We start from the raw sequence: 15,689 nt of genomic DNA on the forward strand, positions 1-15,689 counted from the left end.
CCGGCGCTCTATCGTGATGAGGATTGGCTGACGCTCTGCGACAGCCCCAGTCCCACGATCACCGAAAGACACAGGATTGCTGCCGGGCGCAGCAGTCCCGGACCGGCGAAGCTCTGGACGAGTGCAAAGAGAACGCAGGCCGCGGTTGCCGCTGGGAAGAACGAGTCGCGTCCGCGCTGGAGCGCGCCGAAGAACAGGCGCACCAGAGCGATCAGGCTTACTGCCATCATGGCGGTCAAGCCGATCCATCCTGTGTCCGCAAAGACGGCGATGGCCGCCGAGGGCGCGGTCAAAGTCGTGCCAGCCTCGCTCTGATAGATCTTCGCGACGGCCGAAAAGCTTCCTGCGCCCGCGCCGAACCAGCGTGTGTCGGCCAACATCCGCTCGAGGGCGGCCTTGGTCTCGGTCCCCAAGTTCGGGACGAGCCGCATGAGGACCGGCCCAGAACTCTTCTCGAAGAGGAAGGTCAGGACGATAGTCGCGCCGATCAGAGCTGCTGCCGACAATGCGCCCCCGGCCAATGGCGAGAGGTCGAGCCTCCGGATGACGAGGATCAGCAGGATCAGCACAACGCCAAAGGCCGCTGCGATCGCGCTGTTCGTCCCGGAAAACCCAAAGATCGCGGCCGCGCAGACCAGGGTCCCGACAAGGCCGCAAAGGCCGATCGCGATCGAGCGAAGGACCGAGTGATGCGTTTCGGCCCGTTCAGCAGCGAGCTGCATGACCGCTAAATTGAGCATGAGGCCGAGGCCGGCCAAAGTCGTGGTGAAGTCAGCGGGCGCGGCTGCCGCAACGGCCGGCGACAGCCGATGCAAGTCCAAGGTCAAGGCGGAGACCGCGGTCACTCCGCTGAGCACGAAAAGAACCAGCTCGGCACGGCCGCGGTTGCGGACCACCAGGATGGTGACGCCGAGCAACGAGATCGCCGCGAGTGCCAGCAGCAGCGCGTTCATCGTCAAGCCGGTGTCGGCCGTGATCGGCCCGAGCGACAGGCCACCGAGGACGTCGTGAGCGCTGGCCCAGATCGGATGCGCCCAGCTCAGCGGAAGAGGGACGTGTTGGGCCGCGATGCACAGCGGAATGGCGAGCAGGATCCACCGGCCCCAGGCGGCCGCGCGCACATAGTGGTCGTAGTCGGCCTTCCGCGCGGCCGAAGCGGCCGCCAGCAAGCTCAGCGCTGCGGCCATCGTCCCGAGCTGCGCACCGACCCTGGCGCCGGCAATTTCGAGAGCGGAAGCTGAGACGATTGAAACGATGAGGGCAAAATAAGCGAAGGACAAACGGCGCGCTCGAAGGGAATCCTGAAACGGTCAGGTCACCATACAAGCGGGCGATGGGTTTTCAAACAGAGCTCTGTCAGGACAACAGCTCGGTCTTCACCTTTCGCGCGCGCGCGAAAGGTTCATCGCCGCGTCAATCCGGCGTCGTCAGCGGACAGTTTTGACCGGGCGGGTGAATACGCGGGTGGTACGCGCGGCAGCAAGGCCAAAGCGCGCTCCTGACCCAAAGAGGTAGCCGCCCTGGAGGGCGATGGCGGCGAACACCACGCCTTTCAGGCTCTCAACCACGGTGAGATCGACCATCAAGCCGACCGGAATCGCGGCGAGCACCATGACGAAGGTCAACGGCAGGAGCACCAGGACGCGAAAGCGTTGGCCCAGCACGGCACCTACGAGAAAGCTGAAAATCAAAAACGCGGTCATCCGAAACACTCTCTGTGCTCCGGACCCTAGGTTCCCCCCCTAAAAAGACCCTTAAGTTGTATGGCTAAATTTGGCCTATTGGCTGCAATTTGCCAGCAGCGAATGATAGGCCTCCCGCAGTCCATTTAGGGCCACCGCACCTTTGATCTCGCTGTCGCTTTCCTTGACGACAACGGACAGTGAGGGGGTCGTCTGCCACTTTCCGGCGGCAAAGGCAGAGACCTCATCGGGCAACAGCACTGCGGCCCCCGCGGCCGCCATGCTGGCATCAAAGGTCAAAGTGCCGCCGCCGGCCGCGGCGATCGTGACCTTAGGATGGCTCCGCGGCGGGAAAGGCCGGATCAAGGCTACCAGCACGTCGACCTTGCCCTTCGGCGCGCAACGCACGATCAGGCCGGCGAAGTCCGGGTCGGACTGGCTGGTGTCCGCCGTCTTCATGATGGCGGCGAAGCTCTCGCCGTCCTTCGTCCCTTGGGTCCGGCTGAACTTCCAGACGGAGGAGGAGGCGGAGGAGGCGACCTCGACAACAGCCGGGCCGTGGCAGGTGGATCGGGCGCTCTCAGCGCAAGGTATTGTACCGTCCAATGGGCGATCAGCGGCGCCAAGGAGGGAACCTGCCAGCAGCGGGATCAGAAGGATGCCAGACACGGGGATTCCTACTCTTAATAGCCCAGCCTTAGCAGAGGGCGGCGAGGCCAAGAAGCCTCGCGCTCGACACGCCTAGCCCTTGACTTGGGCGGTTTGCTCGTCAGCCGGGCACAGGAAATACAACAAATAGTCACAAAGGGTTAAACTAAGCCCCAAACAGTGGCTCGCACGCAACAGTAGCCGACTGATCGCACCGTTAACCACTAGGGAACCCTTGTCGCACCGCCCGCGCCGCCGTACCAATCGACGGTAATTGGGGTCTCTTGGGGCGCGATTCATGCATTCCTTTGTCAAAACTTATGTATTCAAGCCGGCATTTCTGGCGGCCGCTTTAGCGCTCGGAGCGTGTTCAACCAATCCCGGTTCGGGCCCGCTCACGGATGACGTCAACAACAAGATCCAGACCGAAAATGCGCCGGCCTATGAGCTGGTGCCGATCAATCCGGCTACGGTGAAGATTCTGCACACCCATGAGCCCAAGGGGCTCGCGGGGGCCTTCACGGACAAGCGGCCGCCGGCCAGCATCGTGTTCGGCATCGGCGACGTTGTCAGCGTCACCATCTTCGAAGCTGCCGCCGGTGGTCTGTTCATCCCGGCGGAAGCCGGCGTCCGTCCGGGTAACTTCGTGACGATCCCGGATCAATCGGTCGACAATGACGGCTTCATCACCGTGCCCTATGCCGGTCAGGTCAAGGCGGCGGGCCTCACAGCGGTTCAGATTCAGCGAGCCATCGTTGAAAAGATATCCAACCGCGCCATCGAGCCGCAGGTTGTGGTTGCGATGTCCTCGCAGCGGACCCAGCTCATCAGCGTGCTCGGCGAGGTCAATACGCCGGCGCGTTATCCGGCGAGCGCGGCGGGTGCGAAGGATCGCGTGCTCGATGCGATCACCCGCGCCGGCGGCATCAAGGGTCAGGGCTTCGAGACCTGGGTCATGCTGGAGCGTGCCGGACGGCGGGCTACCGTGCCGTTCGAAAATCTCGTGATGACGCCTGAGAACAACATCTATGTTCGCCCCGACGACAGCATCTATGTCTATCGCGAGCAGCAGAAGTTCCTGGCGTTTGGCGCCAGCGGCCAGAGCGGCGAGTTCAATTTCGATGCCTGGCGCATCAACCTCGGCGAAGCCGTCGGCAAGGCCGGTGGTCTCTTGGATGGCCAGGCCGATCCGGCTGCCGTGTATCTCTACCGCCGCGAGCCGCGTGAGGTTGCCGCACAGCTCGGCATCGACGTGAGCAAGTACACGTCAGAAACGATCCCGGTCATCTTCGCGGTCAATTTCCGCGATCCGGGTGGCTTCTTCCTCGCCACCAAGGTCATGATGAAGAATCAGGACATCATCTACGTCTCGAACTCGCGCAACGTCGAAGTTGCCAAGTTCCTGAACTACCTGCGCGTGATCATGGCGACCGGCAGCGATGCCGTGAACCTCTCCAACGACGCCCTGATCTTCCGCAACAACGTCAAGCTGGCGCCGTAAGACGCCGACTTGATCGACCAAAACCGATGGCACCGGGGCTTTGTCCCGGTGCCATTTTCGTTTAGCAACCGAGGCGGTTCTGCTGCGGCTACGAGTTCGGGATTTGGATCAAGGCGGCACTGAGCACGTCGCGCCGATAGGTCACCCCGCAGTGTTGCAAGGGGCTTCATGCGCTTTCGAGCATTCTGGCGTCTTCTGGCTCTCGTCCCTGCTGCCGTCGGACTTGCACCGTTCGGGCAGGCCCTTGCTGCTGCAGGGGAGCTCGGCGTTCGCCATCGCATCGACGTGATAGTCTCCGCCGAACCCGATGCGCCGATCTTGGCGCGCCTTCGCGGGGAAAAGGGCGAGCTCTCGTTCACGGTCCGGCTGTCGGCGAACTCCAAAGAGAGCCGGTTCTTCGGGATGCTGCGCCCGTCTTTCCCGGATATCGTCGTCCCCGATGGCTCGGGCAAGCCGCTGGTCCAACAGACCAGGCTATGGGAGGAGGAGGCCTGCCATCAGCGCCGCGGCCTGCCCAAGGTCACCGTGACCCGGCTTGAGGGTCGGTTCGGCGAGGGGGAGGGGCGGATCGAGATTTCCGCCATCAACCGACACATCGGCCTTCTGGTCCCGCCGGATGAGTTAACCCCCGGAATAAAACTCGAGCCGGGGAGTGACAGTCTTGGGCTATTCTACGCCTTCCGGGCGCAGACCCGGAACAGCCGCCTCAACGTTGATCTGAAGATCTATCCGATTGATTGCTTCCTCTAGAAGCTAAGCAAAGCTCGCCCAAACGACGATGCGCCTTTGGCCTCCCCATATCCGTTGGTCGTGGAGCTTGCCCGCGACCTTCATCCTGTTCTTCGTGGTCGCCGGCGCGCCGTTTCCGTTCGGCTCGACCAATGATCTGTCGATCGCGTTCTGGTGCCTGTGCTTGGGAATCGCGGTGATGTTCGCGCCGACGCGCGAGCTGCGAAGGCCGCATCTAGGGCTGCTCGCCGGCATCGCCGTGATCGTCGCCGCTTACGCGTTCGTGCTGCATGAGCAGCTGTCCGATCATCCCTTCCTCGCGCCATTCCAGCCGATCTGGAAGCAGGCGTCGGATCTGCTCGGCGTGCCGATCGCCCCGTCCGCTTCGATCGTGAAGAACGAGGCGTTCTTCGCGCTCGGCGCCCCGCTCGCCAACATTCTTGCCATCGTCCTCGGCATCACCGTCGGCGCCGATCGCGAGCGCGCGCGCCGCTTGCTGTGGGTGATCGCGATCTCGGGCGCGGGTTACGCGCTCTATGGCGTGCTCTCGTTCCTGATCGAGCCGACCATGATCCTGTGGCGGGACAAGACGGCCTATCTCGGCAGCGTCACCGGCACCTTCATCAACCGCAACACGGCGGCGGCCTATTTCGGCTCCTGCGCGGTGATCTGGCTGCTGCTGATCCTGGAAGATGTCCGCCGCCGCTTGCCGGAGCGGCATATCGAATGGCGACGCCTGTCGCTCGATCTGCGCACGATCCCGCCAAAGGAAATCCTGCCGCAGCTTGGCTGCCTGCTGATCTGCCTCATGGCGATGTTCATGACGGGTTCGCGCGCCGGCGTCGGCCTGTCGCTGCTCGCGATGATCGTCGCGTTCACGCTCTTCCTCCGCAAAGACCTGCCGCGACGCACCGGCATCTGGATCTCGCTCGGCTCCGGCCTTGCCGTCGCGCTGGGCCTGCTGCAGCTCCTGGGCGGCCGCGTCTCGAGCCGGTTTGACAGCCAGGGCCTGGTCGACGAGGGCCGCGTCGAGGCCTGGAAATCGACGCTTAAGATCATCGCCGATAACCCCTGGTTCGGCACCGGCATGGGCACCTTCCAATGGGCCTTCCCGCCCTATCGCAGTCCCAACATCTCGATTCGCGGCATCTGGGATGCCGCGCATTCGACGCCGCTGGAGCTTGCCTCCGAGGTGGGCATTCCCATGGCGCTCTTGGTTGCGGTCGGCTGGGCGATCATGCTGCTGGTTCTGGCCAAGGGCGTGTTCGGGCGACGGCGCGATGCCATCATCCCGCTGGCGGCCGCGGCCACCGCCACGCTGTCGCTGCTGCATTCGTGCCTCGACTTCACGCTCCAGGTGCCCGGCTACAGCATTCCATTCTTTGCGCTTTTCGGCGCGGGCCTGGCCCAGTCCTTCTCGACCCGGGAGGGCCGCTCCGCAAGCAACGCCGTCGCTTCCGGCGGGCGAGGCGAGGGCCGCACCTCAACCGCCGATACAACCGCGCGGCGAATGCCTCGGCTTCATAAAAGTGTCTAGATTTGAAGCAGTTGCGCTGTTTACGAAGTCTTTAGAATAAGTGGACAGCCCATTTCTCTTCGGATAGGTTCCGCAACTGCAAGCCATTGCCCGGGCCGAGGAAGCAAATCGGGGCAGCTGATTTTTTGGAGGTCTATTTATGAGCGTTATCAGGATTGCGCTTCGCATGGCTGCTGCCGCGGCCCTCGCCGCGACGATCACCTCAGCCGCAAGCGCCGCCGTTTATCCGCCGCAGCGCCAGCTGCCGGCCCAAATCATTTCCGAGTTCAAGGCCGCGCCCAACAGCCTGTTGCAGCAATATCCGACCGGCGGCCCGCAGCTGATCTCGCGCGTGCGCGACCTCGGCGCCTCCGATCCGACCACGCTCCCGGGCCTGATCGCGCTTCTGAAGGATCCCGCGACCACCAAGGACCAGATGCGCGCGATCGTCGGCGGCCTCGCCCAGGTCGCCCGCATGGCGGCGCAGAGCGATGCGGCTTTCGCCAATGAGATCCAGACCGCGATCGCCGGCATCGGCAACCCCGACGTGATCGCCGCCTACCAGGCCGCGACCGGCGACGTCGCGATCGCCGCGACCGGCGGCGGCGCGGGCGGCGGTGGCTCCGGCGCGGGCGGCCCGGTCGGCGGCGGCTTCGCCAACGGCGGACAGGGCGGCAGCCTCGGCACCTTCGGCGGCCTGCACTATGCGACGACGATCACGCCGCACGCGAACGCCGGCGTAAGTGGCACGACCAACAGCGTCAGCCCGCGCTGATAAGAATCGGCCCTGCGGCCGGCCTTTGACACTCACGGCAGCGGCGCCAGCGGGCGCCGCTTTGCTTTTGCACCGTTAAGCTTCCTGCAAAATGTCGTGCAAGCGGCGCTGTGCGCAGCATCGAGCACGTTCAATTGCAGGCAGGATTATGCTAGGGGTTCGCGCAGCGCGGGCTTTGGCATCAGGTTTGCTCCGGACGCATCCAGGCTTTTGACGAACGTCAATCCTTAAAAAGACACATCGATCCATTTTCAGGAATTGCTAGATGTTGCAGGTGAACAAGCCGACCTCGGAGATCAACCGTGATTTCGCCGAGGCCGACGGCTCCCCGTCGCAGACGCTGACCTCCTATCTCGAAATCGTCCGCCGCCAGTTCCCGACCATGGTCGCGATCGTATCGGCCTGCGTGATTCTGGCGCTGCTCTATCTCTTCACCGCCGCACCGCTGTTCACCTCCACTGCCTCGATGGTGATCGACACCCGCAAGGTGCAGTTGTTCCAGCAGTCCTCGGTCCTCGGCGACCTTGCGGTCGACTCCGCGACGGTGGAAACCCAGGTCGAGATCCTGAAGTCCGAGAACATCAGCCTCGCGGTTATTCGCGACTTGCACCTAATCGACGACCCTGAATTCACCGGCAGCGGCGGTGGCCTGCTCGGCACGGTGATCGGCGCCGTCTCCGGTTTGTTTTCCGACGGGCGCGCGCCATCCGAATTCGAGCAGACCCGCCAGGCGCTGGAGCGGTTCGAGAAGAACCGCACCATCAAGCGTCTCGGCCTCACCTATGTCATGGAGATCGGTTTCACCTCGAAGGACCCGGCCAAGGCGGCGAAGATCGCCAACGCCATCGCGGACGCCTATATCGTCGACTCCCTCGAAGCGAAGTATCAGGCGACTCGTCGCGCCAGCGTCTGGCTCCAGGACCGCATCAAGGAGCTGCGTACCCAGGCCTCCGCTGCGCAGAAGGCGGTGGTGGATTTCAAGACCGCCAACAACATCGTTGACACCGGCGGCCGGCTGATGAACGAGCAGCAGCTCGCCGAGGTGAACAGCCAGCTGGTGATGGCACATGCAGCCACCGCTGAGGCCAAGGCGCGGCTCGACCGCATGAACGACATCCTCAAGCAGGACATCCCGGACGCCAACGTCGCCGATGCGCTGAAGAACGACACCATCGTCAAGCTACGCGCGCAATATGTCGACATGGCCTCCAAGGAGTCGATCTGGGCGATGAAATACGGCGCGGATCACCTCGCCGCCGTCAACCTCCGTCGCCAGATGGCCGAGATCAAGAAGAACATCACGGACGAGCTCAAGCGCATCCAGGAATCCTACAAGAGCGACTACGACATCGCAGTGACCCGTGAGGAGAGTATCAAGTCGAGCCTCGCCAACGTCGTCTCGGAGTCGCAGCTCACCAACCAGGCGCAGGTGCAGCTGCGCGAGCTCGAGAGCAACGCGCAGTCCTACCAGGCGATGTACGACAATTTCCTCCAACGCTACATGGAGAGCGTGCAGCAGCAGTCGTTCCCTATCACCGAGGCGCGCGTGATCAGTGCTGCGACCACGCCGCTGAGGAAGAGCTATCCGAAGACACTAATCATCTTGGCTGGCGCGCTGTTCGGCGGCTTTCTACTGAGTTTCGGTGCTGCAATGGCGCGTGAGTTGGGCGACAAAGTCTTTCGGACCACAAGCCAAGTCGAGGAACAATTGGGCGCTAATTGCGTCGCTATCCTGCCAGCGCTCGGTGCTACCTCCGTGCAGAGCCTTGGAGAAAAGGTGCTGACCGGCAAGCTCACCAAGAAAAACAATCCCGAGCCCGATCTCCTACGCTATGTCATCGAAAGCCCGCTGTCGCGTTTTTCGGAGGCCGTGCGTTCGGTAAAGGTGGCGGTGGATCTCAATGCGATCGTGCGCGAGAACCGCGTATTGGCGACTACCTCGACCCTTCCGAACGAAGGCAAGAGCACGCTTTCGACCAACCTCGCCCAGCTGATGGCGCATGGCGGAGCTCGGGTCATCCTGGTCGATGCTGACCTGCGCAACCCCTCACTGTCACGCGCGCTGGTGCCGGATGCCAAGATCGGCCTTGTTGACGTTGTCGCGCAAAAGACCCGGCTGGAGGACGCGCTGATCGTCGACCCCCAGACCAAGCTCTCGATCCTGCCGGCGGGCACCACCTCGAAGCTGCTCCACACCAACGAGATCCTAGCCTCCAAGGCGATGCATGCGCTGGTGACCGAGTTGCGCTCGAAATTCGACTACGTGGTGTTGGATATGCCGCCCATGGCGCCGGTGGTAGACGTGCGTGTTACTTCATCCTTCATCGATTCCTACGTGTTTGTAGTGGAGTGGGGGCGGACCAAGATCGATGTGGTCAAGCACAATCTGCGCAGCTCACCGGAGATCCAGGACAAACTGCTCGGCGTGGTCCTGAACAAGGCTGATACCAAGTTGCTTGCGCGATACGAATCCTATCACGGTCGCTACTACTATCAGAAATATTACGCTCGCTATGGGTATGTCGAGTAGCGCTCATCCAAAGTCGGGTGTCGCGTTGCGCGGCTTCTTGCTCTTGCTAGGGTTTGCTGGCGCGATCTGGTCGGGTGTCTTGCTGCCAGCTTTCTCGTCATCAGCCCCAGCCAGAGATGTCATGGCGCGCATTCTGGCCGGCGATCGTTTCAAGTCCAAAACACTTAAGAACGTGTTGTCGTCCGCGACCGCAAATTCCGAAGGCTTGGTTCGGAGAAACGAAATGGTGCGGGCAGAAGCTGTTATCCGACTTTGGATTTCGGAAGAGGCGACACGCACCAGCTCGGAGACAGCTGATAGAGCAACAATTGAGGCCAATGAAGCAATTAGATCCTCGCTCGCGGTCAATCCGGCAGATTCCTTTCTTTGGCTTTTAGTTTACTCAGTCGAAAACGCCCGGCGTGGATTCGACACTTCGATCCTCGGCTATTTGCATTTTTCGTACAGAACTGGTCCGCACGAGGGCTGGGTCGCGCTTCGGCGTAATACGCTGGCCTTAGCTGTTTTTCCGATGTTGTGTGAGGCGACGAAAGCTAAGGTGATTTCGGAGTTCGCTGGAATGGTCGATAGCGGCTTTACGGAAGAGGCCGCGATGGCTTTGGAAGGGGTTGGCTGGGCCAACAGGGAGCGACTGCTCACTGGTATTGAGGAAGTGGACATTGTAGCGCGCGAGTCGCTAGCGAAGCGTTTGGCTTTCGATAAGGTCAAGGTAAGCGTACCAGGTGTCGAACTCGACGAAAGGCTATGGCGGTGATGGCCGGCAAATCCGAGCGTGCAATATACTCTGTCCTCGTGCTGTTCGCGATGACATCCGGAGTTTCGACCGGCCTGCTTGCGCAGACCGACAATTCCGCTTCAAGGCTGACGCTCCAGGGCTCGCCCGAACAATCTAGCTCCCCCATTTTGCGGGACGCACTCGGCAGACCGTGTCTGGATATTGAGGCCGCAGCTCGATCACACATGATCAATCAAAATTTGTTCGATCATGTTGTGAGTGTGAAGAACATTTGTCCTCGATTGATCAAGATCAGAGTTTGCTATGCAGGCACTGAAAGATGCGTTGATAGTGCTCTTGGGAGCTATAGTCGATCTGACTTGGTGTTGGGTACAATGACAGGCGTCAAAGTCTTTCGATACACGATTTCTCAGAAGTAACAGGTCATTCGGCGCGTAGGATACGATCCTTAATCTTTTGAGCTGGGTTTCCAGCATACACGGTCCAAGCCTGTAAGTTCCTAAAGGCTACGCCCCTTGCGCCTAGCACGGCGCCCTCTCCTACAGTAACGCCGGGACCGATGAAGCACTCTGCAGCTAACCAAGCCCAATCTTCAATGACGATCGGTCTCGTCGTTAATTGGAAGTTCCTGTCGCTTATGTCATGACTTCCTGCGCAGAGGTGAGCACCTTGCGAAACGATGGCTCGATCGCCAATCCGAATTCTGTCTTGGCAATAGCAGTTCACTCGCGGACCAATAGTGGCATGTTCCCCAACTTCTAGATAAGGGGGATACCAAATGCGAACCGAGGCATGGATCCTGGCGGACTTATGAATTTTGGCTCCAAAAATGATGAGTACGGATCGTCGCCAGCGATGGAACGGAGGTGGCGTCCATCTCGCCAGAAGAATCCATGACACTCCCCAGAGAACCCGGAACAGTCGGTTGCCGAGTGAAAAACTCGGCCCTCCCTCCAAAGGCTTGTTTTGGCTTGCATCTAAGAGCATTGCGGAAACTCAACCGGGCGACGATTACGACTACTGTGCTAGGCCGGCTTCGCGAAATACGCTCAGCAGCTTTGTTACATTTTGATCAACGTCAAAATGAGTCGAGAACGCGCTACGTGCCTTGACTCCCATAATTGCTCTCTCATCATCGTTCATATTCATGAAGCGCTCTAACAACGATACAATTCCTGCTCCGTCGTCTTTCTCGACGATCCCAGCGCTCTCTCGCTCTATTTCACGCCAGATATTGACTTTATCCGTAATTAGGACTGGCTTTCCGCAGGCTAGGGCTTCAGCAACAACTATGCCAAAATTTTCTTGATGTGACGGAAGAACGAAGGCTTCGCAGCCGTGAAAGGCTCCCCATTTTTTGGAGCCTTCCAACATTCCTGGCCAATGTATGCGATCCTCTATACCGTATCGAGTCGCCTGCTTCTTCAGCTGTGCTATCCAACCAATCTGGTCGGGACCAGCCATGACCAAATCAAGATCGGGAGCCGAGTGTGCAACCTTTGCAAAAGCCTCTATTAGGAGGTCGCACCCTTTCTTGGGATGAATTCGACTTAGGAACAAGAGAAAACGCTTGCCCCCCAGATTCCGAATACTACTCCGAAATTCGGCAACCTGTGCTGCTGCGTCGTTTGCAGTATAGGAAGTGCCGTAACCTACTACGAACTCTTTGATTTGATACGGCCAGAATGCATCCTTCGCGAGAAGGCGCTCCTCCTCGCACGTAAACAAGACGCCGCTCGCATTCGCAAGCAAGGGTCCCTCGTTAAACCACCAGGATATTTGCTTTAGGAATGTTTTAAGAGGGTAGGTCTTTCTGAACCACGGGTCCAGCATCCCATGCGTGAAGACAAAATAGGGGACCTTTAGAGAGACGAGCGCTTGGCGAGCCGCCAATGTCGAATAATTCCAGAGGCCACTGACGACAACGACGTCATAGTTCGAAGCATTGGCCTTAAGCCATGGGACGAGCTTTGCGGTGTACCCATAATGCACCCACGGCAACCATCTCCATCGGCGGCGCGTCTCTGGTCTCGTCGAGCCCAAAGCGTGAACTGGTATTGATGATGACTTAAGCCAGGGGGCTGAGGGGTGATCCAACGTCGCCAACTCCCGGGTGTGCCCGAATCGAGCCAGCGCCCCGGATGATCTAACGATTCCTTCGATTGGCCCGCCGTAGCGCGGATCGGCCGTTGCAATGACTTGGAGTATTCTCAAGGCTCTTTCGCCTGTGACGCTATTCTATCATCAAACAGTTCATAGTCTCAAAAGCAGTTCATTCGCTCTCGGAAACTGAACAACTTTGTCCACTATATCTCAAGACTAACTCCGGTTCCAGCATCGCTCAGAAACGTGGTAATCGACGATGGGCGGCTAACGCGCTCGCCGCCGAAGTATTAACTCAGTCAGGTGCAGCAAATACTCGCACCCAATCGACCGACAAAGTTTGGTCGGCCTTTCCACCTCGTTTCTGCGCACTCAATATCAAGAACAATTTTTGAGCTTCACATATTTCAGGTGTTGTCGCGGACATCTGTTCAACATTGTTCAAGTACCATGTGACTTTGCCTTTCTCCCACAACAATCCATAAATGTTCCACTGATTGACGGCTATCGGCGCTGAAAGTCTGTGGTAGTTGTTCGGGTTTGGTGTGCTTCGCTTTGGCCTCCACTCGTGAACTGTTCCAAGATACAGATCGTCTTTGAAGCTTTCGTAGATATCAATCTCACACCAGTGATCCCCGTCTGTACCTCTTGCATGAGCATCGCTAAAGAGCCAGAAGGCCGCGAAATTGTTGGGGTCGGATGGCCATTTTAGCCTAGCTTCAAAATATCCGTGCCCAAAGATTGTCCGACGGCCATTCTTGTGAGGCACAGTCACAATCGACGTCATGTTGACGCGATCGTCACGAGTTGCCAAAGTCAGGATGCCGCCCTCAAGGCGAAAGCGATCACGTTCGGAAGGCGCTTGGTACCAAAGATTATTATACCAGGCGTGATCTCCCTCGCCATCGGCGCTAAGATCAAGCGTGAGAAAATCGTCATTAAAAATCAATCGGGTGAAGCCCGCGCGAACCGCTTGTTGGGGAGGCGCCGGCTGCGCTGAAGCAGCCACGGAAAGAGCCATCAGGGTAAGCGCGAAGGCCCGGCAAAAAAGAAGCTTCATCGAGAAGTCCCATTTCAGAGCTGATCAGTCTACTTTTACTTTGGAAGTCAAGCGTTCGACAGAATTGGCAAATCGTTCCACATCTCCCAGCGAAACAAAGAGATGTGCATTTTTTGCCAAAATAGACCAAAAGTTTTCGTCCCTGGAGATGAGGCACAGAAAATTCCGGAGCCCAGTTACATTGTCTGGCTCGAAAACAAATCCATTGACGCCCGATCTAACGAGTTCATCGCGTGCTCCACAGTTCGTGGATAGAGCTACAGGTACCCCCATCGCTAGCGCTTCGGGTACTACCTGGCCAAATTGCTCCTCGATACTCGGGAGTATTAAGCAGAGTGTATTCGAAAGTGCTTGGCATACCTGATCTGTCTGAACGAAGCCTCGAAAGTCTACAAGGTGCTCGACTGAAAGGCGACGAGCACACTCCTTTAGTTGCTCCTCAAGCGGGCCAGAGCCGCACAGCACGAGCCTGCGCGGCGTTTCTCTTGGATTCTCTCGCGTAAAATCAGCGAAAGCTTGTAGAGCCAACGCGATATTTTTTTTCGGAACATGTCGAGCAACGACGGTAAAGTGCCGTTCGCTGTGAGGGCATCCGCCGGGCGCAGGTGCGGAGCCTGCCAGCATTCTGATTCGATCCACTGAGATCGTGTCGTAGCCCAGTTCGATTGGCCTCTTCTTCCAGCCAAGAAATTCAAGGTACTGCTGTGAACGCCAACTTGCCGTCAATGCTCCTACGTAGGGCAATAAGAAAAGTGACTTCAACCATTCGCGGCCGACCCAGCGAGGATAGTCGTCAAATTTTGAGTCGCCTAAAAAATATACTTTCTTGCCCATGATCCGCAGCAACACGGCGACGAAGAGGATATGCCATTCTTGATAGTGGCATAGGAATATGTGGTGCGCTTTTATAGATCTGAGTTTGATTAGGAGTTCGAGAAAGATGCGGGGTGAGGCGGCTGTGCGGGTCTTAAATAAAGTCAACTTCTCAAAAGTACCGCCGTTTGACGAATTCCACGAGTACGTCTCACTCCGTTCGAACAGTTCTACGCCGACTACTCGAAATCTGTTCTGCAAGCGACGTGCGGTTGCCTCACACCGATCCATGTGAGGAGGCCCAAAGTTGTCCCATACGAACGCTATGACATCGACCATTGTTAGGTTGAACCTGCGGCCAGCGGTTGCGTTACCGGAGATTCAGCGAATATGAACGCGCGAAGGTCGCTCCCGACTTTCGTGACGCCAAATCTGTGCTCCACCATCAATCGACCGCAATGCGCTCGATGTTGCATTTCCTCTTTGTTGTGGCAGATGTTTGCAATAGCTCCGACTAGCTCATCTACCTCCTCATTCTTGAGGACTACTGCGTTATTGTCATCGAATATATCGGGAACATCGCTTACTCGTGTGGTGCACAACAATACTCCAGCGGCACAAATCTCGACGACCTTTGATGGAAATGTGGTCTGTCCCATACTGTGGGATGGAAGTTTCAAACATAAACCGACGTCCATCGAACGCAAAAGAGCGTTGTATTCTGCGGCAGTGAGGTCTCCATGAACGATGATTTCCGTCTCACAGTCGTTTGGCTGATTGAGACGGAGACCCTCCAAGAAAGTTGAGTCATACACTCCTGTAATATGGAAGGTCACCCTCAGTTTTGGGTGGTTGTCTGCAAGTTGGCGAACCGCCTTACAAAAGAGATCAGACCCCGTTTCCGGCATAATTGCTCCGCCATACAAAATGCTCAGCGGTGCGTCCGCTCTAAATCTTTCGGTGGGCGGCTTCGAATTGCGAGTCTGGAATGAGACGCCGTAGTTAACGTGGTATTTGGTCAACTTAAGGGTCTCGGCAAGCGCTTTGGATACAGTTACGACCTTCTGATCGCAGAGGGCTCTGAGAATGTGGAACGAGATGATATTCATTGCGCCGCGCGGGCCGCGTTCATCGACCCGAGGACCGTCCTCAACGTCCAATATGGCTCGGTGGCCGATCAAAAAGCGATAAAACGCCGCTAGAATGTATTCTGGAAACGCATTGTAAAGCAGCACAGCGTCATTCGATCTAACCACTGAAATCGTATAGAAAAGAAAAGAAACCGAGGCTGTCAGTCGACGGAACGCACCACGCCCAAGAGCGAATAGTCTAACGTACGGTATCCTCTCGATTCTCTCGATTGAGGAATAAGAGGTCCCTCTACGATATGGAATGAGGGCGGAGACAACAACCGGCCTCACCTTTGCCGAGAGGAGAGCAAGTGTTGTTCCGAGTACTTTGCGGCTGGCCGGACCAACGTGAAAGTTTGCCCCGAAGCGGTGGTTCAGCTTGTCCGTCGAGATTAGCGAAAAGTAGTGCAGTCTCGGATGCATTAAGCGTTACTCGTTATTGGGTACATCAAAAGCTCTAACGATC

The 15,689-nt window shown here is 58.3% G+C and carries 14 protein-coding genes; 6 read left to right on the forward strand and 8 right to left on the reverse strand.

Annotated features, from left to right (window positions below; translation table 11 throughout):
* Positions 1–8: 8 nt before the first annotated feature.
* The 3 genes from AAE027_RS11665 to AAE027_RS11675 all read right to left on the reverse strand — a co-directional run bounded on the left by AAE027_RS11665 (position 9) and on the right by AAE027_RS11675 (position 2,351).
* Complete coding sequence (locus AAE027_RS11665) at positions 9–1,187, reverse strand: hypothetical protein (RefSeq protein ID WP_370988150.1); 1,179 nt, start codon at positions 1,185–1,187, stop codon at positions 9–11.
* Between the two features lie 240 nt (positions 1,188–1,427).
* Positions 1,428–1,703, reverse strand: a complete 276-nt coding sequence (locus tag AAE027_RS11670) for a hypothetical protein (RefSeq protein WP_370988151.1) — start codon at positions 1,701–1,703, stop codon at positions 1,428–1,430.
* Between the two features lie 75 nt (positions 1,704–1,778).
* Positions 1,779–2,351, reverse strand: a complete 573-nt coding sequence (locus tag AAE027_RS11675; RefSeq protein ID WP_370988152.1) for a hypothetical protein — start codon at positions 2,349–2,351, stop codon at positions 1,779–1,781.
* Between the two features lie 277 nt (positions 2,352–2,628).
* On the opposite strand from AAE027_RS11675, the gene AAE027_RS11680 reads away from it, so the two are divergent.
* The 6 genes from AAE027_RS11680 to AAE027_RS11705 all read left to right on the forward strand — a co-directional run bounded on the left by AAE027_RS11680 (position 2,629) and on the right by AAE027_RS11705 (position 10,135).
* Positions 2,629–3,831: a polysaccharide biosynthesis/export family protein gene (locus AAE027_RS11680; RefSeq protein WP_370988153.1), complete on the forward strand. Its 1,203-nt coding sequence runs from the start codon at positions 2,629–2,631 to the stop codon at positions 3,829–3,831.
* A gap of 168 nt (positions 3,832–3,999) precedes the next feature.
* On the forward strand, positions 4,000–4,581 hold the full coding sequence (locus tag AAE027_RS11685; RefSeq protein ID WP_370988154.1) for a hypothetical protein: 582 nt from the start codon (positions 4,000–4,002) through the stop codon (positions 4,579–4,581).
* A 67-nt stretch (positions 4,582–4,648) separates the two neighbouring features.
* On the forward strand, positions 4,649–6,097 hold the full coding sequence (locus AAE027_RS11690) for an O-antigen ligase family protein (protein ID WP_370988155.1): 1,449 nt from the start codon (positions 4,649–4,651) through the stop codon (positions 6,095–6,097).
* 139 nt (positions 6,098–6,236) lie between these two features.
* A complete protein-coding gene (locus tag AAE027_RS11695) occupies positions 6,237–6,851 on the forward strand; it encodes a hypothetical protein (RefSeq protein ID WP_370988156.1) in 615 nt (204 codons plus the stop codon).
* A 382-nt stretch (positions 6,852–7,233) separates the two neighbouring features.
* Entirely contained in the window at positions 7,234–9,381 is a 2,148-nt protein-coding gene (locus AAE027_RS11700; RefSeq protein WP_370988252.1) for a polysaccharide biosynthesis tyrosine autokinase, read from the forward strand.
* A gap of 121 nt (positions 9,382–9,502) precedes the next feature.
* Entirely contained in the window at positions 9,503–10,135 is a 633-nt protein-coding gene (locus AAE027_RS11705) for a hypothetical protein (protein ID WP_370988157.1), read from the forward strand.
* 405 nt (positions 10,136–10,540) lie between these two features.
* On the opposite strand, the gene AAE027_RS11710 is transcribed toward AAE027_RS11705, so the two are convergent.
* The 5 genes from AAE027_RS11710 to AAE027_RS11730 all read right to left on the reverse strand — a co-directional run bounded on the left by AAE027_RS11710 (position 10,541) and on the right by AAE027_RS11730 (position 15,646).
* Positions 10,541–11,104: an LbetaH domain-containing protein gene (locus tag AAE027_RS11710; protein WP_370988158.1), complete on the reverse strand. Its 564-nt coding sequence runs from the start codon at positions 11,102–11,104 to the stop codon at positions 10,541–10,543.
* Positions 11,105–11,134: 30 nt separating this feature from the next.
* Positions 11,135–12,331 (reverse strand): glycosyltransferase, encoded by a 1,197-nt coding sequence (locus AAE027_RS11715; RefSeq protein WP_370988159.1) that lies wholly within the window; start codon positions 12,329–12,331, stop codon positions 11,135–11,137.
* A 184-nt stretch (positions 12,332–12,515) separates the two neighbouring features.
* On the reverse strand, positions 12,516–13,280 hold the full coding sequence (locus tag AAE027_RS11720; RefSeq protein ID WP_370988160.1) for a glycoside hydrolase family 16 protein: 765 nt from the start codon (positions 13,278–13,280) through the stop codon (positions 12,516–12,518).
* A 24-nt stretch (positions 13,281–13,304) separates the two neighbouring features.
* The gene (locus tag AAE027_RS11725; protein ID WP_370988161.1) at positions 13,305–14,114 is read right to left on the reverse strand and encodes a glycosyltransferase; all 810 of its coding nucleotides are present in this window, start codon (positions 14,112–14,114) and stop codon (positions 13,305–13,307) included.
* Positions 14,115–14,434: 320 nt separating this feature from the next.
* Positions 14,435–15,646: a glycosyltransferase family 4 protein gene (locus AAE027_RS11730; RefSeq protein ID WP_370988162.1), complete on the reverse strand. Its 1,212-nt coding sequence runs from the start codon at positions 15,644–15,646 to the stop codon at positions 14,435–14,437.
* Positions 15,647–15,689 lie beyond the last annotated feature (43 nt).

Source organism: Bradyrhizobium sp. DN3 (assembly GCF_041357655.1).
Classification (GTDB): domain Bacteria; phylum Pseudomonadota; class Alphaproteobacteria; order Rhizobiales; family Xanthobacteraceae; genus Bradyrhizobium.